A 21,616-nucleotide genomic window follows, 5' to 3' on the forward strand; every position below is an offset into this window, starting at 1 on the left:
ATAGCAATTAAAATATATCAAAAACAATAACAAAGAGTTCAGTTAATATTTAGTCTACCCAAATGAAAAAACCAAATTTTGGACATGATGCATCAAAATGGTAAAAACAAAACCAATTGGCTCTAAAAAAAATACTTCAAATTCTAAAGCCAAAACTGTGGCGTTATTATTTTCTGGTGGGCGCGATTCCTCTTTAGCCTGCGGTGTGTTAGCAAAAAAAGGATATCAAATTTATCTTTTAACATTCAATAATGGAGCTACTATTCGCCAAGATTTAGCAGATAATCGATATGAAGAATTGTTTAAAAAATTTCCGGATGCAATTATAAAACGAGAGATTATTCCCTCATATGGACTATTTAAGGATCTTGGATTAAAAAATCTTGAAAAGGATATCAAAAAATATGAGACTAATTTAATTTGCATGAGCTGCAAGTTATCAATGCATGTCATTTCTCTCATTTATTGTCTGGAGAATGATATCCCTACAATCGCAGATGGATATACGGATTATCAAAAAAAATGGATAGAACAAATGCCTGAAGCAATCGAGGCAGTAAAAAGATTCCATGAAGAATATGATATAAAATACATTAATCCAGTTTATTCCGAGACGAGCAAAGAACAGGTTAAGGATAAACTAATGAAGTTTGGGTTATCCACAAAATCACTAGAAGGAACTTGTTTATTTGGAGGTACATTTAGTATACCAGAACCGCATAGGGTAGTTTCGTATATTGAAGATAAATTACCTCAATGCCGAAGATATATCAAGTCTCATTTCGATGAGAAAACAGATAATTTTCCATAATTATTGTGATGTGCTATGAATGAAAAACGAATAATTTTTGTAAGTCATTGCGTAGTGAATCAATGTGCACGAGCTAGGGGGATCAAAACAAAACTGAACGGAAAGGTAATAGTTAAGCCCATAATCGATTTTATTATTGAGCATAATGTCGGAATGATCCAATTACCCTGCCCCGAAATAAAATATGAGGGTTTAAATCGCAGAGCTTGTGGGCAAAACCATTACAATAATCAATTATTTAATAAAATTTGTAAAGAATATGCCGAGAAAATTAAAAAACTTATTTTACAATATCAAGATGAGGGATATTCAATAATTGGTTTTGTAGGGATTGAATATTCTCCCACTTGTGGTATTACCCGAACTACATTAGGTAATGGCAAAATCGCAAATGAACCGGGGTTATTTTACAAACATATTATTGAATTACTCGACAATATTGTGCCTTCTCAAAATTTTGTTGGACTTCCCTTAAACAATCCATCAGAGATTGAAAAAATCGTTCAACAACTCGAATTAATCATAAAAAAGGAATAAATAACTGTATATACCCGTAAAGAAAAAGTAAAAACTTAAGTATGGAGCCAATTACGGATTTTGAACTTGCATGGAGAATTTTATCATTATCTGCTCTATCTTCAGCATTTGTTGCAACACTCTATACATTATTTAGCAAAGATTATCGATTGAAAGCAGGATCTAATAGTCTTCTTCTCATTCTTTTTGCGTTATGTTGTTCAACATTATTAGCACTTTTTGCAGCTTTATTTGACAAATTCCAAATTCAAGTCAATTTACTAGATTTGACAATTATCAACACATCAACATTACTATTATTATCCGTAATCCTGTTTACTGCGAGCGTATTAGGATTATTTTGGGTATTTCTAAAATCATATAGCCGGATATATCACTTGAAAGAAAAACGGTATTTAAAGCATATTTTTCCGTTTCGATTAATAACCAATTGGTTGAGATCCCTAAAAACATATGAATTGGGTATGGGCATGGAACCTAGAAATGAGGACCAAAAACTCTTCAAATCATTGCCATTTAAATTTATAAATGAAGAAATTAAAATTATAAATGATGGTTATTCATTTCTTTTCATCGGAAGATGTAATATCGATATGAGTAACCTTGCCTTGCAATTACTCATTGATGGTTTAGAAAATAATGAGACCGCAAATTATGTATGTATAGATAAACACCCAATAACAATTTGGAATAATGCGAAGAAGATTAATCCCATTATTAAAGATAAAAACCACGATATTGTTTTTATTGATGGATATACACCGAATTATGGTTTTGACGATGAGATATTAGCCGAGAGATTCGCAGAAATTCGTCGAGATGGAATCCAAATCATTACCGGAAAAACTATTGCTGGTATACACTCAGCAACCGGGGATGCATTTAAAATTATTAAAAAGAATGAAAAAGCAAAAAGTAAGAATAACCGAAGACCGAATAGAATGGTTTATGATTCTTTGTCCACACTACAAGATGTATCAAGTCCTGAGCAAATTAGAATTTTTTTTAACCATAGTATCCCCGCAGAGAAAAGTTATAAAATGGTGACTTTTATCATCGAATATGATGATGCCGATAATGAAGTTTTAACTCAATTAAAACGTTCAGTCGATGCAATAATTGAATTCAGAGATGATTCTTCAGGTGCGATAAAGTTAAAACTCATTAAGTTACGAGACATAGATATCAGGAAATATTCAGATGAAGTAGAATGGAAGACGTCTTACCAAAAATGAGTTGATTGTCATTCAGCCCCACATAATTGATCCACTGTATAAGAGAACGAAATTGCACGAGTTCGCATATGAACTTGCAATGACACCAGAGGTTCAAAGACTGAGGGATATTAGATTATCGAATGTAAATTCGTTATTTCTTACTGGTATCGCAAATATCAGTCGATTCGAACATTCATTAGGTATGGCAATTTTAGCTGATAGACTCTCAAATCGGTTAAAACTTGGGGATATTGAAAAACATTATCTTATTGCTGCAAGTATGCTCCATGATGCAGCCACACCCCCTTTTGGTCATACCGTGGAGTATATCTTTCAACAGACTGCTCCCGATTACAGTCATGATAGGAACATTAAAAAGATACTATCCGGAGAAGAATCTTACGAAGATGGAATAATCGGACAATACACACAAACTTTTGGAAAAGAACAAAAGGCATTTCGAATAATTTCATCGAAAAAAATTGCAAATTCTTCACTTGATCCCAAAATCGTCGCGAAGCTAATTCTTGGTGAAACGGATTTGGGAAAATTAATTAAAAGTGATTTTGACCTTGACAATATCGATAATATCTATAGAATGGCATACCATATGGGAATTGATTTCGATATCTCCAATATTTATTCTATAATTGACGGATATTTTTTATTGGGAAATCAAATCGCATACCTCGAAAATAATGTTCAATATCTGAAAAAATGGCTGGAAACTAGGCGACAATTATATTCTGAGTTGATGCCGAACCAATTCGATTTTTCAGCGAAGACTATGATCTCCTATGGTGTAACCAAGGCGATCGAAGCAGGAGAAATTAATGGTCGGCAAGATTGGCAATTAACCGATACTGAATTACTGTGGAGACTTTCACAAAAAGAATCAGTTGCATTTGATACATTCACTAGATTAAAACGGGGTGAATTGTTCTGCATCGAAAGTATGGTTTGGATCGATGATGAAAAAGCCATAGACAAAATCAAAACACTGCAGAAAAGAAGGGAGATCGAGAAACGACTTGAAACAGAGTTAGGAATAGAGATCATTGTAAATTTTATTCACGATAATGATAAAAGCTCCAGAAAGATCGACCTGGCAGTAATCACAGATAATGATGTTATCAATCAAAAATCTTCTAAAAATATAACTATTGGTGGGCACGTAAATGAGCTCCTTATTGGTATTTTCTCTAAAGCCAAATTTAAAGAATCATTCAAAAGAGAGCAAAATTGTAAAAATGTACTATTGGAAATTCTTGGTGCTCATGAAGTGACAAACCCTCAATATCTCAAAAATGCAGGTTCGTCTCATGTCGTCCGCAAACAGACAGGTTTAGATATTTTTTTGTAGATAGTATAGATCTGCAATGAAAAATTTTAAAAATCTAGATAAAATAAACTGGGACTTCAACGATGCACTTACAAATTTTGGTGTGCACTCTTTTCATTGGTATTTAGGGACATATATTCCACAGATACCAAGTATCCTCATTTCAAATTTTACTAACCGGGGTGAGACCGTTTTAGATCCCTTTTGTGGTGGAGGGACCACATTAGTCGAAGCCATGAAATTACGAAGGCGGTCTATTGGGGTGGACTCAAATATTCTTGCTCACTTAATTTCCAAGGTTAAAACTACAATGATAGATAATGCGATTCTTGAACAGGAAATACAAAAAATAATTAATAAAATTGATAATGATGCAATGATCTTAAAGAGTGACAAGTTTTTTTTAACGGATAATGAAAAAACTTCTCAATTGAAAGCGGAAATATGTAAGCATATTCCAGATTTCCCAGATAAAGAGGAATGGTTCCATCATCGAACATTGCTGGAAATTGGATTAATAAAACTTCATATTGATGACCTTAAAAATCAAGATTTTAAAGATTTTTGTACTATCGCGTTCTCTGATAGATTGAAATATCTTTCCATCCATAAAACAAGAAATTACGGTTATATTGCAGATAATTGTGTTAATAAAAATTATAAAAAAGAGTATAATAACGCAATCGAGGCATTTGAAAGAAAATTAACCTTTATGGGAAATGAGATGAGAAAATTCTTGGATGATAATCTTGACAGTAATGAAAAAATATCATCCTTAAATGACCTTAACACAGTTCATCGGGCAGATTGTAGAAATCTTAATTTCATTAATGATAATTCAATAGACTTTGTTGTAACATCCCCTCCATATCCAACTACAATTGATTATACAACAGGTCATCGCCTCTCATTTTATTGGTTAGGTCATAATATTGAGAGTATTAATTCAATGAAGGAAAATGAGATTGGACCCCGATTCAAAAGAAGACTCAAAGAAAAAGCGTTAATAGACTATTGTCATGATATGGAACAATCACTTGGAGAAATCCACAGAGTGATGAAAGATGGTTCTTATTTTTCTCTTGTCTTTGGTGAGATGGGTAAGCGAATAGATGGAGTTACGATTGAAGATGAAATCCAACGAATATGTAAAGAGACTCTTGGGTTTACTCTTTCCAAAACGATCCCCAGATCCATAACTAAACAAAGAATGGGAGCTAAAAGCATTCAGAGAGAATGTATCTATATTTTTCAAAAATAACATAATTTAAAAAATTTACTACCACTCATTTTCCCCCCGCTCCCCTCCCCCTTATATGCCAGCACACTTCAACTAAAAACCTAAGAGAATGAATCTCGTCCCTATCGCGAGACACGCACCTCGGCCTCGCCGCATTTTCCCGGCTCGACCCGGACTCGGGGATGGACCTGCGCGGGAAGCAAATTTGCAAGGTTCAGTACTTCACTCATTTCAGATGGGAACAGTAACCCCGCATTTTCCTGCACACCCCCGGTATCCATTCTTTTGATGCAAAAATACGCCCGTAAAACCGTCCGATTCCACGCGAAGCAAATCCGGGCCATTTAATCAATTTATTTGCCAAAATACGCCCAATTTGAGCCCCATATAATGCCCATTATCGCCCAATAGCGGCCATCCGGCGGCCTCTTTTTCCGGGAATGGACAAAAACCCATCCGGCCCCGGTTTCGGCCCGTAAAACGCGGATATGAGGAATTTTTATTTCGTCCGATTGCAAAAATAGGGCCGATTTGGGCTTGTTTTTAAACGGAGCCCGATACGGGCTTCTTTTGGATCCGGAAAGGGGCAATCGGGGCTCATATTGGGCCCGGATTGGATGAGGTCCGTATGGTGACCTGCGGGGAAAGCAGCTGGATTGGGAAATGACCGGATTGGGGGGGATGACGGTGGAGAAGATTGCAGTTGCTGGCTAAACGGGGAAATGATTATCCACTTCTCTCTCCAAAACAGAACTGACAGGATATTTACCGCTGGCCCAAACAAAAAAATGCCCGGAGTATTTAAGACGACAAAAACATCGCGGAAAACGAGCGGGGCACTCAAAAAGATCGTTGATATCATCGCACGGTCCGCTGATCCCGACCGCATCATCCTTTTTGGTTCACGGTCAAAAGGATCGCAGACGCAAAAAAGCGACTACGATATCTGCGTCATCAAAAAGGGAGTAAAACACCGCCGCGAGCTCGCCATGAAACTCTATCGCGACCTGTACGGGGTCGGCGTGCCGGTCGATGTCATTGTCGAGACTCCCGAGACGTTCGAAGAATTCAGGGACAACCCCTTCATGATTTACCACGACATCGCGAAGCAGGGCAGGATCATCTATGAAAAACCGGTCACTTGCTCAAAACGTGGCTTCTCCGGGCACGAAGCAATCTCTCCCGTGCCCGGGAGGGAAAGAGCAATCCCGATATCGTGTATGAGGATCTCTGTTTCGATTGCGAACAGGCCGCAGAAAAATCCCTCAAAGGCCTGCTGATTCTCGGGAGGTATCGTTCCGCCCCAGACACATTCCCTCTCCCTCCTCATTGAGGAACTTGAAAAACATGACTGTTGTGTGCCGGACGAGGTAAAAACATCTGTTTCGCTCACCCATTATGCAGTATCGACCCGGTATCCCGGATCGTATGAACCGGTAAAAGAGCGGGAATACCTGAAAGCCAGAAAAGGTGCAGAGACGGTGTTTGCGTGGGTTGAACAACAATTTAACGGGGCACCATAAAGTGCGGTTATCTGCAGGCACGGGGATGATGGCATGACCCCGGGTCCCTTTTACCGGGACAAAATGACCCTTGTAGTAAAAGATGACCCCGCTCACCGGGATGTAACCATGCGGCTGATCAGCGGAAAAAAAGATACGGACTGATGAACCATTTTTAGTTTCACCACCCGTCCCACCGCCCTTATATCTCATAACCCCCTACTAACATCGTAAGAGAATGAAGCTCGTCCATATCGCAGATACGCACCTCGGCCTCGCCGCATTTTCCCGGCTCGACCCGGACTCGGGGATGAACCTGCGCGAGAAGCAGATCTACGATAACTTCCTTGCTGCGATTGACGTGATCATCCGGGAGAAGCCCGATGTGCTCGTGCATGCGGGCGACCTCTTCGATACGGTCAAGCCCAAGACCCGCGCCTATACCACCGTGCTCGACGCGCTCACCCGGCTTCGCGATGCCGGGATCCCGCTCGTGATCGTGACCGGCAACCACAGCATGGTGAAGACCCGGTACACCACCTCGCCGCTCGCGGTCCTCGACTACCACCCCGCGGAGATCCACGCCGCGTACTCGTTTAAGTACGAGCGGGTGGAGATCGGGGATACGGTCTTCCATTTGATCCCCAACATGCTCCGCGTGGAGGATTACCGCACGGCATACGATGCGGTCGAGCTTGCGCCGGGCCGGAACAACGTGCTCGTGACCCACGGCTTAGCGACTGCGATAAAGGATAGGCGCCTTGCAACCGTCGCGGAGCACGAGCTCGACAGCACGATCCTGTCCGACGGTTTCGATTACATCGCGCTCGGCCATTACCATAACCAGTCGCAGATCACCACGAACGCGTGGTACTCGGGCTCCACCGAGTACCTCACGTACGGCGAGATCCGGGATGAGAAAGGCGGTCTCGTAGTCGATCCTGCGCGGCACACGGTCGAGCACCTCGACCTGCCAAGGACGCCGATGTACGACTGCGGCACGATCGCCTGCGCCGGCCGGCACACATCGGAGATCACGGACGAGATCATCAGGCGGGTGGAGGCAAAGCGGCCCGAAAAGTTCTCTCTTGCGCAGGTCACGCTCGACGGCATGTCCCGGGAGCACGGGAAGGGCATCGACATGCGGGCCCTTGCCGGTATCCGGGAACACCTGCTCGACCTGAAGATCCGGGTGAAGTCCGAGGCAGAGAACACGCCGGTCCCGCTCCAGCAGGACGTGCGGGCGATCGATTACCTCGCGGAATTCGGGGCGTTCCTTGACAAGCAGAACCTCTCGCCAAAGCAGAAAGTGTTTGTTGCGGCCACCGGCCGCGAGGCGCTGTCCGCAGCCATGGAGCAGCACCGGGAGGATGGAGAATGATCTCTCCAACGGGTTTTCCGGCAGGTCGTTTTGTGGTCCGGCAAAACAATCCGGATCAGGCGCGATGCCTGCCGCCGCCCCCGCGGGGGCGCTACCGCGGCGGCCTCAATTACCGTACTAATTTTACGCACCCGCTCATTGCCCAGCCGCGACCCCCGAAGGGGGTGAGTGTGCTCACAAACTTCACTGACATATACCGAACCTCGTTTTCTTCCAGAACAGGTAATATGTCGTCATCGCAAACGGGGGATGCCCACGCGGCGGGGGCGTGGCCCCCAGGAGCGTCAATAAAAAATCGTTCCGGAGCCATTCTATGATCATTGACCGGCTCGTCCTGAAGAACTTCAAGAGGTTCCGGCACGAGGAGATCAGATTCCAGGATGGCATCACCGGCATCCTCGGGAACAACGGCACGGGCAAGTCGAGCATCGTCCAGGCGATCTTCTTTGCGCTGTACGGTGTGCAGGCGACCGGTATTGCCGCCGACTACATCGTCTCAGGTTTTGCATCGCCAAAAGAGCGGTGCGAGGTCAGGCTCGACTTTTCCGTAGGTGGGGAGAAGTACGCGGTCGTGCGGACATTCAGGAAGGGAAAGACCGTCCAGCACGATGCGGAGTTCTACCGGGCCGGAAAAATGATGGCAAAGGGCGTCGGCCCGGTCGAAGCAGAAGTGCGCCGGACGCTCGGCATGGGCCCGGTGGACTTCAAAAACACCATCTACGCGGGCCAGAAGGATCTTTTGACCCTCCTTGAGACCACGCCGGGGAAGAGAAAGGAGTGGTTCCTTAAGGCGCTCGGCATCGATTACCTCAGCGCCGAGAGCCAGAAGATCTTGAAGGAGCGGGCCGATAAAGCGGAAAGCGATCGCAGGCTTCTCGAAGGGGAACTCGTGGGCATGCGCGAGCGGCAGGACCCAGACGAGCTCGCCCGGCTGGAGACCACGGTCGCGGACACAAAAAAGGAGATCGCGGCGCTCGAAACCGGAAAGGCAGCTCACGCCGGGAAAAAGGCGAAGGCCGAGGCGGCGATCAAAGACTTCACGGCCCGGAAGGTGGAGCATGCCCGGCACCTGGAGAAGAAAGATGCCCTCCTCCGGGAGCAGGCAAACCTCGCAAAGCAGAAAGGGGATCTGGAAAAGCGCCTTGCCGCCCTCTCCGCACAGGAGCAGGAGTTCCGTACCCTCGAAAGGCAGGTCGCTCTCTACCCGGAAAAAAAGCAGCAGCTCGAACAGGCGAGGGAGCAGAAAGCGCAGGCCGACCGGTTCGCGGCCGAGCAGCAGTTTGCCGCACGGGAGCGTACCGACCTTGCAGCACGGATGGAGAAGCTCAGGCAGCAGCTCGCCCGGTTTGACAAGGATGCGGAGAGTGCGGCCGGGCTCCGGGCGGAGATTCGCGCAGCGCTCCGGATCGTGGGCACGGTCCCGGATGCCGGTCTCGACACCCTTGCCGCGGCAAAGAGCGCGGAGGTCTCACGCTCGCTCGGGACATGTGCGGCACGGCAGGAACGCCTTCTCGCCGACCGGGAGAAACTCCTCCGCGACAAGGCCACCATCGAGGCTGCCGGGGCCGACGGCACCTGCCCGCTCTGCCGGCAGAAACTCGGCACCCACTACGGCGGGATCGAAAAAGAGTTTGCTGCACAGCTGGCGGCCATCCATGACGAAGCCGTCTCCGTCCTTGCGGCAACCGAAAAAATGGAAAAAGAGAAGGCCGACCTTGACGGGATCGCACCGAAACTCGCCGGCCTCCGGGCCCTTGCGGATGCGCAGAAGCAGCGTGAGACAGCGGAAAGAGAACTCGCCGATCTGGCCAAAGCCTCGCAGGAGAAGGAAGCGGCAGGCCGGGAGCTGGCAGGCCGTATCGCCGCTCTCGGATTCGATCCCGCGGCATACGCTGCAGCGGAGAAGGCAGTTACGGATCTCGAACAGGTGCAGGTACGGTACAACGAGCTCGCCCGGCAGCTGGCGCAGGCCGGCGAGGTGCAGGCCCAGCTCGCGGCCACAAGGACCCGGATCGCGGAGAACGCGGCGGCACAAAAAGAGGCAGATGCCACCCTCGCTACCCATCCCTTCGACCCGCAGCAGGGTCCGGTTCTCGACGCAGAGCTCGCGCAGGTCATCGCGGCTCAAAGGGAGACCGACGCCGGTCTTGCCCGGGCCGCAGAACACCTGAAACACGCGGAAGAGAAGATTGCGGAGATCAAACGCGACCAGGCAAAGGTCACCGGGCTCGAAGCCCGGATCGCGGCCGGGACCGAAGAGATCGAACTCCTGAAACTGACACGGTCGGTCATCGCCGATTACGTCATCTACCTTATGCAGGTCGTGCGGAGCCGGATCGAAGGAGAGGTGAGCCGGATCGTGAGCGAGATCACCGGCGGGCGGTACGAGCGGGTGCTCCTCGACGAGGACTTCAACCTCCTCATCCGGGACGTGGACGACGACTATGCCATCGACCGCTTTTCCGGCGGCGAGCAGGACGACATCGCGGTCGCGCTCAGGATCGCCCTCTCCCGGTACCTCGCCGAGCTCCACAATGTCCACGAGAGCACGCTCCTCATCTTCGACGAGATCTTCGGGAGCCAGGACGAGGAGCGGAGAAACAACCTGCTCACGGCGCTGCGCACACAGGAATCGAGGTTCCCGCAGATCCTCCTCATCTCCCACATCCCCGAGATGCAGGGCGAGTTTGCCACAACGCTCATAGTCGAGATGGGCACTGATCTTTCGAGCCGGGTAAAGGCGGTGGAGTAAATGGACAACCGGAGGCTGTACGAAGCATCGGTGAGTTCAGCGCTCGAAAAAATTGCTGTACATGCCCCGGACGACCTCGTGGCACGGTTTGCCGAAAAGAGCGGCATACATAAAGACGATTTCCACGAAATTCTCCCCGGCCCTTCCGGTACCGTGAGTGCCGTGGACGGGAGCAACGCGATGGTTCTCGAAGGAGCGAGTATCGCCCTTGCCGCGATCCGGGCCGGCCGGACAACCTTTACCGGCACTGCCAGGTCAGGCCGGGCCATCACGCCCCTCACTATCGTGACCATCGGCCCCCAGCACCGGAACAACGACTTCGATGACCTGTACCGGGAGTGTTTCGGCACGCTCCCGCACAAGGGTCTGGACAACAGCGATCCCGACCGTGCCTCCGATACGCTCCGGGACACGCTGGAGTACTGGGTCACGCAGGAGACCGCGGCCACCCTGCCACGAGGATCCCTCCTCCTCATCGATGGCGCACTCAGGGTCACCAGCCAGAACCACGAACCGGTTCTAGCCGATATCATAAAAAAAGCGGAGGAGCGCGGTATCCTTCTTGCCGCCGTTGCAAAAAGGACCCGGGCCACGTGGGGCGGAGGGCACCCGCTCCTTCCTGCGATGAGGGGCCTTGCCGGCCAGCTCGGCATCACCGGCCCGTGGTGGACGAAGATCGATCCCCACCTTCTCGACAACACCGAGTACCGGCAAGGGAGGCACGGGGAGATCTACGTTGCATCGCTCCACCCGCACGTGGCACGGCCGATGAAGCTGGAACTCCCTAAAGGTGCGGACGAACAGACAATAACGGCCACCATGCAGGCCCTCGCCGCGTGCGCCGATGACGGGAGAATCCCCGGGTACCCCTACCCGCTTCTCGATGCCCACCGTGCCGTCATCATCGATGAGGCGCTGGTGACCCGGGTACAGCAGGACGTAAAAGCCGGCCTTTTAAAACAGGGGATCCGCAACCGGCTCTTTGAAGACCTCTTTGGTGATTTACATGATGACTTTGAACGATACTGAACATGAGGATACGACGAAATTCCGGCTGATCGGGCGGAGCGTGCTCTCGTACCGGTTTATCATCCCCCACACGGAAACCCTCTTTGTCGGCGACATCCTGAAGATCACCGACACGGCCAAGGGGTATTCGTTCTACGCGAAGGTGAGCGACCTTGTCCACGAGAGCAATTTTGCCGATGAAAACTGGGACACCCGCCCGTTCTCCGAGCATTTCTACGATCTTGGCGAAGATGTGTTCATTGAAGTCGAGGCAGTCCCGCTCGGGTTTGTCGATGAGAACGGGATCTTTAAAAAACCCCGCACGGTGCCCACAAAATTTTCCCCGGTGACGATCCCAAATGCCGGGGACTTCGTGTTCCTCACCAGAGTCATGGGCGATATCGAAGTCGGTGTCATGCGGACCGGTCAGGGTGTGCTCCGGGACGTGCCCGTCAGGATCCACAGCAAGGTGCTTCCCCAGCACATGGGCGTCTTTGCGACGACCGGCATGGGTAAGTCCAACTTCATGAAGACCTTCTGCGCCTCCTGCATGAAGCAGCAGCAGTTCGGCCTTTTAATGGTCGATCCCCACGGCGAATACGTGCGGGGCGGGCAGTCGAGTACCGGGGAGCGCACGCTCGGGCTCGTCCACTACGGTGCGGGAAAAGACGGGCTTGCGGTCTTTACGATCAGCGAGAGCGACCGGAAGAAATACTCGCTGTCCAGCCTCTGGCTCGACTACGATGATTTCCGGATGACGGATCTCAACCTCCTGTACGATTCATCGCAGGCCCAGCGCGACCTGATTGAAACGCTCGACGAGATTTCAGGAAAAGAGCTCATCCCCTTCTTCCTCTCGGTGAATGTTGAGACGCTTCCGGATGATGTAAAGGCCAACCGGTATACCGGGCCATATCCTGATATTGCAAATAAACTGGGATCGTTTCACCCCGGCACGCTGGGGGTCATACAGCGGCGCCTCCGGAACATCGTGCAGGGCAACCGGAAATTCTTCCGCGAATCCGGCTCGGCCGTCCCGGAGATCCTCCGGTACCTTCACGAGAACAAGGTGGTTCTCATCGACATCCCCCGCATGGGCGAGCGCAGCGAACTGCTTGTCCTCTCGATGATCACCCGGAGGATCATGCAGGCCCACCGCGCCTCGGCCGAGGAGTTCGGTCCTGATGCCGAACCGGCCGAACAAAAAAAAGTGCTCATCACCATCGAAGAGGCGCAAAGGGTGCTCGGGTCAGGGGGTTCGTCCACCCAGATCTTCCGCGAGTGCGCGATGGAAGGCCGCAAGTTCGGCGTAGGCCTCTGCGTGATCACCCAGCAGCCAAAGAACGTGGACGCGAAGGTGCTCGCCCAGATCAACACGTTTGTCGTGATGGGCCTTGGCGACCGGGGCGACCGCGACATCATCATCGGGAGTGCCAAGCAGGACTTATCGAAGATGGAGATCGAGATCCAGACCCTCGACCAGGGAGACGCGATCATCTCCACGATCGGCATCCCCTTCCCGGTCAGCACCCGGATCCACCGGTTCGAGGACTACGTGGCCCGGCTCAACGCGGAAAAGAAGAAGGACATCCGCGAGGGGCTGTCGACTGGGTTTTCATAACCTTTTCTGATAATTTTTACCGAATCTGTCCCCTTTGGACTCACTCTCCGGTCTTAAAAAACGCCACCGGGTTCAGCTCATTGTGGATGATTCCAGGAACAGGAGATCCTTCTCGATAGCACTCATCTCATCCGCAGTAAGATCCTGGCCCTGTGGTGATTGTACTGCCTGTGCCCGGTATCGTTCGGCATAGGTCTCGAATTTCCGGCCCATCTGGTACGTTACCTGGCTTGACCATTCCCTGAGGATCCTGAAGTAACCGGCAATGACCAATCCGAAAGATTCGTCGAACTGCCGGTGTATCTTCCGTGCCAGCAGCTTTTCTCCAAAGTGGGTTCCGGGCTTCACCAGCGCGTAGTGCATTTTCATTCGCTGGGCGTCGGTGCGGGCGACGGGGATGGGCCTGCCGTCGGGGTCGATGCCCGCGTAGTACATGGCGGCCGCCAACGTTCCGGGCAGCGGAATGAAACACTGCACCTGCTGCGGCTGCCAGTTGCGTTTGGCCAGCCAGCGGGCCAATTGGTGCATGTCGGCCATCGTGCAGCCGGGGAAGGCGGAGATGAGATACGGGATCACGAATTGCGGCTTACCCGCGGCGGAGCACTCCCGGTCGAACACCTCCAGGAACCGCTCGAAGACCTCGGGGCCTGGCTTTCGCATCAGGGTCAGCACGCGCTCGGCCAGGTGCTCGGGCGCGACCTTGAGTTGGCCGCCGACGAACTCCCGCACGATCGCCCGGAGGTAGGGAAGGTCCTTCAGGGCCAGGTCGTGGCGGATGCCGCTGGCGACGCGGACGTGCCGGACGCCCTTGACGGACTGGACCCGCCGGAGCAGTTCGACGATCCGCATCTGATCGACCTGGAAGTGCGGGCAGACGCCGGGGAACAGGCAGCTCGCGCGTTTACATTGTGCGGCGTCGGCGGCGCACCGGCCGCCCCACATGTTGGCGCTGGGGCCGCCCACGTCGCTGACGCTGCCCGCGAAGTTCTTGTGCGCGGCGAACGACTCGGCCTCGCGCAGGATCGACGAGGCGCTCCGCGAGCGGATTCGCCGCCCCTGGTGTCCGGCCAGCGCGCAGAACGAGCATCCGCCGCCACAGCCGCGATGCGTGGTGATGCTCCAGGCGATCATTTCCGCGGCGGGGATCGGCTGCTGGTACGACGGGTGCGGCCGGCGAGTGAAGGGGAGGGCGTAGAGTTCGTCCAACTCCTCGGTCGTCAGCGGCGCGGGAGGAGTGAGGATGAGCGAGCGGCCCTCGACCCGCTGGACGGCGAAGGCGGCGGCCTGGTGGACGTGCCGCTCCATCGCGAGGGTGGCTTCCATGAGTTTTCTGCCGTCGGCGAGGATTTCCTCATGCGAAGGCAGGCGCATCACATTGGCTCCGGGCGGCAGATCGGACTCCTGCCCGATGTAGGCCGCGCCGGGAATGCCCTCCGGATGTGGCATGGGCATCTTGCCCGTGTCTTTGTGTGGCATGGGCATCTTGCCCATGTGTTCCAGGGCCGTCCCGGCCCTGTCTTGCTGTTGTTGTTTTTGGTTCTGTTCGGATTCAGACACGGGCAGGATGCCCATACCACATTGGGCCAGGGCCAGGATGCCCCGTTCGGCCATGCCGTAGAGGATCAGGTCCGCCTTGGCGTCCAGGAGGATCGAGCGGCGGAGCTTGTCGGTCCAGAAGTCGTAGTGGCTCAGGCGGCGGAGCGAGGCCTCGATGCCGCCCAGCGCAATGGGCAGTTTCGGGAATGCCTGCCTGGCCAGGTTCGCGTACACCACGCACGCGCGGTTGGGCCGCTGCCCCGCTTGGCCGCCCGGAGTATACGCGTCGTCGTGACGCTTCTTGCGGAAGGCGGTGTAGTGGGCGAGCATGGAGTCCATCGCGCCGGCCGTCACGCCCGCGAAGAGCCGCGGCCGACCCATGCACAGCAGGTCCTGGGGCGTGGTCCATCGGGGCTGGGCGACGACGCCCGCGCGATACCCGTGCGCCACCAGCCACCGCCCGAGGATCGCCGCGCCGAAGGATGGATGATCGACGTACGCGTCGCCGCTGACCAGCAGCATGTCGAGCTCGCCCCAGCCCAGGCGGTCCATCTCCTTGCGCGACATCGGCAGGAAGTCCGGCTGCTTCAGGGGAGCGATATTTTCAAGTTGATTTGACATTAAGATGTATTTCAATGATATCATAAAGGTAGTACGACTCAAAGATTGACCCGCAGGGCGGAACGCACGACAAGGCGTTTTCCCGTTTTGGGAAAGGAAGAACAATGATCGACGTGAAAGAAGCTGTGGCATTGGCCTTCAGCGAGGTCGAAAGATTGTACGGAAAACAAGCTGTCGACTTGCTGTTGGAAGAAATGGAAATGACGGAAGACGAGAACTTCTGGCTCATCACCGTGGGTTTCTCTCTGCTTGACACCAGAGGCGGGAAAGCAACTGGCGGCCGCATGTCGAAAACCGTGGCAGCGGCATTGGGCATGTACCAGCGCAAGTACAAGGTTTTCAAGATCGACCGGAGAAACGGCAAGATCATATCGATGAAAATGCGAGTGGCATGACGGGCAAACTCGATATCCTGTTCAAACGATATCGCAGGAAGGGGATATTGGTCGATACGAACCTCCTTCTGCTCTGGCTCGTGGGGCGTTACGACCGCAGCTTGATCCACACTCACAAGCGAACGCAGGAGTTTGTGCCCGAAGACTTCGACACGCTGTACGCGTTTCTACGCGAATTTGCAACGCTCGCGACCACTCCAAACATTCTTACGGAGGTGTCCAATCTGGCCGCTCAAATGAGAGACCCGCGGCGAGCGACGGTGTTTTTCGAGCAAGTCTTCGCCAAGGAAGTCCGCGTTCTCGCGGAAACCTACGTCCCCAGCGCGACGACTATGGAGGAGAGTTCATTTCGCAAACTTGGGCTCACTGATTGTTGCATCCTGGCCTTGGCTAAAGGCAAGTATCTGCTCCTCACGGACGACTTTTGTCTGGCGCAATGTTTTGAATCCATCGGCGGGCACGCGGTGAACTTCAATCACATCAGGCTGGGAAACTGGAAGTGGCCTTAGACAAGGAACACACGGCCGGAAAATCCTTCTTGACTTGGGGCCGGTAAGAAGGACGATAAATGGAATCGCCACTTCCTAAAAGGAAGCGTTTATGGAACTGGTAATTCCTTTTTTGCCATCCTCGCGGAGAAAGCTTTTTCCGCCTTTCGGGAAAGGAAGAACGATGATCGAGATGAAAGAAGCCGTGTCGCGGGCGATCGGCGAGGCCAAGAACCTCTACGCCGAACAGTCCCTGAGCAATGTCCAGCTCGAGGAGGTCGAGATCACCGACGACGAGAAGTTCTGGCTAATCACGGTGGGGTTTGCCATCGCGGACCCGACCCTGTCGCCGACGCTGGCCGCCGCCATGGCGCCGAAGCGCCAGTACAAGGTCTTCAAGATCGACCGGGAGAACGGCAGGTTCGTGTCGATGAGAATCCGCATGTCGTGAGCGAAGGGTCACTGGGCCGGGGCTATGAAAAGGTCCGCCTCGGGGCCGAGCATTCCGCCGCCGCCGAAATGGTCGAACGCCCGCACCGCGATGACGTTGGCGCCCGCCTTGACCAGCTTGCCCGGCACGCGGTAGACGCGCGGGGCGGCGAAGAAGCGATACGTGTTTTTGTCCGTCCGCCCGACGAAGACGCCGTTGAAAAACGTGTCGTCGAAATCGTCGATCGCGCCCAGCGAGAGCGTCAGGTCCTTGCCCGCCCACTCGGCCGGAATGTTCACCGACTTGCGGAACACCGACTCGCCGTTGATGTTGCACCACTCCTTGGAATACTGGCCGTTGGGCGAGGGCACGGGCACGACTTCCCAGTCGCGGTCGTCGGCGTCGGCGGCGACGAACTTGCGGGCCTGTTCCGTCAGGCCGGGGTCCGGGTGGGGCTGGTCGATCGACGGCGCGGGCGGCAGCTTGAGCGTGATCCGCGCCCGCCACTTGCCGGCGAGCGTCTTTCGCGTCAGCGGTTTGGCCGAGGGCGGCACGTACGGCGCGGCCTTGTCGTCAATGGCGGGCGGAAGAAATTCAACGTCCGCCCGGTCCTTGGTGCCCGGTTTGAGCAGGCGGATCGTAGCCGGGCCAGCAGCGGCGCACAGCAAGACCAGCCGGTTGTTACCCGCGCTGAGGTGAAGCTTATCGATAGCAAGATTGCCCCGACCTTCAAACACAAAAAGAATAACTGGCTTGAAGTAATCACCAGGGTCGAACAATACGTCTTGCTCTTTGTCGGACGAAATATCGGTCTGGAGAATGTAGTAATTCTTCCCTGGCATTTTAGGCAAGGCGGTTTGGTCGGGTTCGCAGAGGTTGTCTTGGGGATCGTTTTTCCACCAGTTCACGGCGGTGTCGTCGGCAAGCTGCCAGTTCTGCGCGCCGACCTTGCCAATTTCCTTGATGATCTTGCCGATATGCACGCCAGGCGGTCCGATAGGTCCGAGCTTGATGAACCCGCCCTGCGCCCGCGAGCGGTCCTTTCGCGGCGGTTGCGTCCAGGCCGAGTTGAGCTCGTAGACCGTCAACGAGACGATCTTGGCCTTGCCGCCCAGTGCGTAAAGATCAAGCGGCGCGGCGTTATCCTTTGGCATGAACTTGGCCGAGATCGTCGCCTTGCCGTCCTGGGCGAACGTCTCCAGCGACACGCGATCCACCAGCACTTGCAATTTGAGTCGGTGGTTCTGAAGTTCCACCGGCGCCTCGCCCTTGTGCTCCTGCTCGTTCTTGCGGCAGGTGAGCTTGGCGTCCTTGACGTTGTAGCAGATGTCCTCGCCACGCACCCGCAGGCCGACTTCGGTGGCGTCCAGCGGGTCGATCTCGATGCGAACGTCGAACAGGTCGCCCTTGAGTTCGCCCAGCGGGTTCTCGCCGGGCGCAAGCGTCAGGTCCTTCCATGCGTGCTCTTTTCCGTGGAGCTTTTCTATCTCGCGCACGGGGTTGCTGAACATCCGCAACCCCTCGGGGCAGCGGCGGAGCGTAAGCTCGCGCGGGAAGGTCATCTGCTGGCCGGCCGTGGGCGTTTCGGGGTACGCGCTTCCGCCGTTCATCCAGGTGATCTGGATCCGCCGCCCGTCGGACTTGGGGATGTCGTTGAAGGTTTGCGTGGCGTAGAAGTTCGGCCCGTACTCCACGTGCAGATCGGCGCCGTCGGTCTTGAAGTCCTTTCCGTCGAAGTCGCCGATGAAGTAGGTTCCGTCCCCGGTGACGGCGACCCATTTCGTCGCCTTGGGCTCGCCGGCAATCGGCAGCTCGAAGAAGTCCGGGCACTCGCTGCCGTACGATCCGCTTCCCACCTTGGTCCAGTGCTTCAGGTCCTTGGACGCGAAGTACGCGCGCCCCGGCGGGCATTGGTAGAGCACCAGCCGCCAACTCTTGTCCGGTTCGTACCAGAACATCTTGGGGTCGCGGTCCTGCTCGGGGATGACCGGGTTGCCCTCATGCTTGGTCCAGGTGCGGCCGCGGTCGTTGCTGTACGCGATGCTCTGCACCTGACGCGAAAGGGTTTCGGTCGGATTCACGTTGAAGTTCCTGTACGAGGTGAACACGGCGACCAGCGGCTTTTCCTTGCCGGTCTGGAAACCGGAGGTGTTGTTCCAGTCCACCACGGCGGAACCCGACCAGCAATCGCCCAGGTTGTCCGCCGAGAGCGCATTTTGGAGTTGCACCCAGTGGACCAAATCCTTGCTGACCGCGTGGCCCCAACCCAAATGCTCCATGAACAGGTGATATTCGCCGTCATAGTACAGGCAATGGGGATCGTTCATCCAGCCGTGGTTGACGGTGAAATGGAACTGCGGACGGTACTTTTCAGAATAATCGCTGCTCAGGTCCTCCTTGACGATTACGTCGGAACCCGGCTGGTACTTGCACGGGCCGGGCAGCGCGGCCTCGATCTGCCTGGGGTCCTTGAATTGCGAGACGAGCTGGCAGCAAGGCAGTTTTTCGTCGCCCAGGAAAACCGCCAGCCGAACGATCTGTGGGATGTTCACCGAGTGCCGGTCGATGATCTCGAACCGCCCTGTCTTGCCCGCGTATGCCGAGACGTCCCAGCACCGCCATCCGTCGCCGCTCATCGGGCCGTACCCGCTGACGGCGACGACCTGGCCGTCCACTCGTAGCGTCAGCGCGGTCATCTCGCCAAACCACGGCGAGCAATAGAAATTCATGTACTTGCGGTCGATCCTGAAATCCGGCGAGATCATCCGCCCGACCTCCGGGCCAAAAAGCGTGCCGTTGATTCTCCACTGGGCGTTCGAGGCCAGTTGCACCTTCGTCTTGTCGTCCGGCCAGTGCTTGTCGTTGGGGTCCTGCCGCACGCACACGTACAGCGGCAGGCGGACGCAGGCCGCATCCTGGCCGTCGAAGAACATCCAGGGTGAGAACCGCTGCTCATCAGTCATCACAATGCCATCGATGTTGATGTGGCCCCAGTTGCCCGTGTGCTTGTCCACGATTTCGACCGTCGCGCTCTTGCCGGTAAATTCGGCGACATCCCACAGGCAGCGGACCATCCATTCGTGGTCTGCCCCGGTGGCCGTGCGGGCGACCTTTCCGTCCACCAGCAGGTTGATGCAGGTCTCGCCCGGATGGTTGCCGCCGCTGATGAGGAAGGTGATGTAGCGGCGGTCGATCTTGAACTGGGGCGAGGCGAGCGTGCCGACCGACGCGTCGCCCTTGTTCATCGAGGATGCGTAGCGTTCCCCCTGGAACGGCCAGACGCTGTTGTCGCCTCGCCGCGGCCCGCTGCCGAACGCCTCGCCGGTGGTCTTCCAGTCGCCGTAGTCCACGCCCTCGAAATCGGCCAGCACGACGTCCGGCCGCGCGGCCGCCGCCGGTTGCGTCGCCCCGCCGGGGACCTGCGACCAAGCCGCGCCCAGTGCCATGAACAGCACGGAAAGGGCGTTGGCAATACTTATCCAATTCTTCATTGCTCTTCTCCATGTTCCGTTTCCGAAGATGCCGCCCGACGGCCGGGCCTTCGCCGGACCCGCCAGAGGCCCACGACGAGGACGACAGCCATGACGCACAGGCCGCCCCAAAGCAGCGGCACGGGCAGCGCGATGTCGCGTTCGCCGCCCGCCGTCGGCGTCGGCGTGGCGAAGATGGCCAGGTTGCTGCCCACCGGGCGGAGCGTGCCGGGGACGTTGTTGATTCCGACGGTCACGTTCACCACGCGCGGCGCGGGGTCGGCCAGGCAGAGCGTGGTGGAGCCTCCGCCGTCGAGGTTGATGGCGTCGGCGACCTGGTAATCGCGGGCCAGCAGGCCGGCGGCCTCGCGCGTGGACAGGCCCTCGCTGACGCGGGGCTGCCGGCCGTCCACGATCAGGATGACCATCTTTCCGTCGGCCTTCAGTCCGATCACGGTCAGCGGTCCTGGCGTGTTGTCCCACTTGCCCGTGCCCGCGGTGACGGCCCCGCGCGTCAAAATCTGTTCATTGCCGGCCACGGCGTTATAAAGCGTCACCGGCTCCTCGACGCTCTTGCGGGAGGGGTCGGACTTGTTGCAATGCACGATAGCGGCGACGTTGTGCTCGTCGATGTTCAGCGCGGGCGCGTCGGGCCGGATCGCGTAGTCCTTGGGCGGGTGGTCCTTGAAGGGCGAGTAGACGTTTCCGTTCGACGCGGCCAGGCCGACGAGCTCGGCCGTGCCGGGGTCCGGGTTCGGCGGCGGCCAGGGCTCGAAGAAGTGGCCGTTGACCGCGATCTGGGCCTTCCGCTCCGTCAGGAACGCCAGCGTGGTCTGCTTGAGGGTGTCCCGTTTCCCACCGTGCGGCGTGACCAGGAACCGTATTCCCGGCGCTTGGGTATCGATCACCAGGACGTGCATCTTCACCGGCCGGGGAGTGGAGTCATCACGAGTGATGAGCGTAACACCCTCGAAAGGATGAGTGACGGTCTGCGCGGCGAAAGATTCCCCGCACAGGAGGCAAAGAAGGATCCAGAGGCTGAGCAAAAGGCGAAAACTCTCTTCGCTCTTTCGCCCATCGCCTTTCGCTCTTCGCCCTTCGTTCATGCCCGCAGTTCCATGGCCGTCTCGAAAAGCGCCTCGACGTTGGCGTAGGGGAATCCGGGGTCCACTTCGAGATACAGCCAGCTTCCGCCCCGCATCGTGCCGAAAACGTCCACCATGCGGCGGACGTAATCCCTCACCTCCTGGGGCGTGCGCCGCTGC

The 21,616-nt window shown here is 54.2% G+C and carries 17 protein-coding genes and 1 pseudogene; 15 read left to right on the forward strand and 3 right to left on the reverse strand.

Features of this window, described 5'->3' with window-relative positions; all coding sequences use genetic code 11:
- Nucleotides 1-97 precede the first annotated feature (97 nt).
- From ACLQMU_RS12455 to ACLQMU_RS12510, 12 genes and pseudogenes are all read left to right on the forward strand, one after another.
- Nucleotides 98-811, forward strand: a complete 714-nt coding sequence (locus tag ACLQMU_RS12455; protein ID WP_443673737.1) for a hypothetical protein — start codon at nt 98-100, stop codon at nt 809-811.
- A gap of 15 nt (nt 812-826) precedes the next feature.
- Nucleotides 827-1,348, forward strand: coding sequence for a hypothetical protein (locus ACLQMU_RS12460; RefSeq protein WP_422149592.1), 522 nt, complete (start codon nt 827-829; stop codon nt 1,346-1,348).
- A 41-nt stretch (nt 1,349-1,389) separates the two neighbouring features.
- Entirely contained in the window at nt 1,390-2,583 is a 1,194-nt protein-coding gene (locus ACLQMU_RS12465; RefSeq protein ID WP_443673738.1) for a hypothetical protein, read from the forward strand.
- A 79-nt stretch (nt 2,584-2,662) separates the two neighbouring features.
- Entirely contained in the window at nt 2,663-3,928 is a 1,266-nt protein-coding gene (locus tag ACLQMU_RS12470; RefSeq protein WP_424040760.1) for an HD domain-containing protein, read from the forward strand.
- Nucleotides 3,929-3,944: 16 nt separating this feature from the next.
- The gene (locus tag ACLQMU_RS12475; RefSeq protein WP_424040755.1) at nt 3,945-5,168 is read left to right on the forward strand and encodes a DNA methyltransferase; all 1,224 of its coding nucleotides are present in this window, start codon (nt 3,945-3,947) and stop codon (nt 5,166-5,168) included.
- 767 nt (nt 5,169-5,935) lie between these two features.
- Nucleotides 5,936-6,268: pseudogene (locus ACLQMU_RS12480) on the forward strand (nucleotidyltransferase domain-containing protein); the annotation flags it as partial.
- A 20-nt stretch (nt 6,269-6,288) separates the two neighbouring features.
- The gene (locus tag ACLQMU_RS12485; RefSeq protein WP_424040753.1) at nt 6,289-6,480 is read left to right on the forward strand and encodes a HEPN domain-containing protein; all 192 of its coding nucleotides are present in this window, start codon (nt 6,289-6,291) and stop codon (nt 6,478-6,480) included.
- The gene (locus tag ACLQMU_RS12490; protein WP_424040758.1) at nt 6,440-6,670 is read left to right on the forward strand and encodes a HEPN domain-containing protein; all 231 of its coding nucleotides are present in this window, start codon (nt 6,440-6,442) and stop codon (nt 6,668-6,670) included. The genes ACLQMU_RS12485 and ACLQMU_RS12490 overlap by 41 nt, the downstream gene beginning before the upstream one ends.
- A 217-nt stretch (nt 6,671-6,887) precedes the next feature.
- On the forward strand, nt 6,888-8,030 hold the full coding sequence (locus ACLQMU_RS12495; protein ID WP_424040752.1) for a metallophosphoesterase family protein: 1,143 nt from the start codon (nt 6,888-6,890) through the stop codon (nt 8,028-8,030).
- A gap of 313 nt (nt 8,031-8,343) precedes the next feature.
- Entirely contained in the window at nt 8,344-10,782 is a 2,439-nt protein-coding gene (locus ACLQMU_RS12500) for an AAA family ATPase (protein WP_424040751.1), read from the forward strand.
- Nucleotides 10,783-11,811, forward strand: a complete 1,029-nt coding sequence (locus ACLQMU_RS12505) for a DNA double-strand break repair nuclease NurA (RefSeq protein ID WP_422148238.1) — start codon at nt 10,783-10,785, stop codon at nt 11,809-11,811.
- Nucleotides 11,792-13,411, forward strand: coding sequence for an ATP-binding protein (locus ACLQMU_RS12510; protein WP_422148242.1), 1,620 nt, complete (start codon nt 11,792-11,794; stop codon nt 13,409-13,411). The genes ACLQMU_RS12505 and ACLQMU_RS12510 overlap by 20 nt, the downstream gene beginning before the upstream one ends.
- A 72-nt stretch (nt 13,412-13,483) precedes the next feature.
- Here ACLQMU_RS12510 and ACLQMU_RS12515 read toward each other — a convergent pair whose 3' ends face one another.
- The gene (locus ACLQMU_RS12515; RefSeq protein WP_443673739.1) at nt 13,484-15,568 is read right to left on the reverse strand and encodes a YgiQ family radical SAM protein; all 2,085 of its coding nucleotides are present in this window, start codon (nt 15,566-15,568) and stop codon (nt 13,484-13,486) included.
- Between the two features lie 104 nt (nt 15,569-15,672).
- Here ACLQMU_RS12515 and ACLQMU_RS12520 point away from each other — a divergent pair, with 104 nt between their 5' ends.
- The 3 genes from ACLQMU_RS12520 (at nt 15,673) to ACLQMU_RS12530 (ending at nt 16,902) form a co-directional block, all read left to right on the forward strand.
- On the forward strand, nt 15,673-15,963 hold the full coding sequence (locus ACLQMU_RS12520) for a hypothetical protein (RefSeq protein ID WP_443673740.1): 291 nt from the start codon (nt 15,673-15,675) through the stop codon (nt 15,961-15,963).
- Nucleotides 15,960-16,472, forward strand: coding sequence for a PIN domain-containing protein (locus tag ACLQMU_RS12525; protein WP_443673741.1), 513 nt, complete (start codon nt 15,960-15,962; stop codon nt 16,470-16,472). Before ACLQMU_RS12520 ends, ACLQMU_RS12525 begins: the two co-directional genes overlap by 4 nt.
- A gap of 163 nt (nt 16,473-16,635) precedes the next feature.
- Nucleotides 16,636-16,902 (forward strand): hypothetical protein, encoded by a 267-nt coding sequence (locus ACLQMU_RS12530; protein WP_443673742.1) that lies wholly within the window; start codon nt 16,636-16,638, stop codon nt 16,900-16,902.
- Between the two features lie 8 nt (nt 16,903-16,910).
- Here ACLQMU_RS12530 and ACLQMU_RS12535 read toward each other — a convergent pair whose 3' ends face one another.
- Together ACLQMU_RS12535 and ACLQMU_RS12540 are read right to left on the reverse strand one after the other, a co-directional pair.
- Nucleotides 16,911-20,372, reverse strand: coding sequence for a GH32 C-terminal domain-containing protein (locus ACLQMU_RS12535; RefSeq protein ID WP_443673743.1), 3,462 nt, complete (start codon nt 20,370-20,372; stop codon nt 16,911-16,913).
- Nucleotides 20,369-21,457, reverse strand: coding sequence for a phosphodiester glycosidase family protein (locus ACLQMU_RS12540; protein WP_443673744.1), 1,089 nt, complete (start codon nt 21,455-21,457; stop codon nt 20,369-20,371). Before ACLQMU_RS12540 ends, ACLQMU_RS12535 begins: the two co-directional genes overlap by 4 nt.
- Nucleotides 21,458-21,616 lie beyond the last annotated feature (159 nt).

It is taken from the genome of Methanoregula sp. (genome assembly GCF_052325125.1).
GTDB lineage: Archaea > Halobacteriota > Methanomicrobia > Methanomicrobiales > Methanospirillaceae > Methanoregula.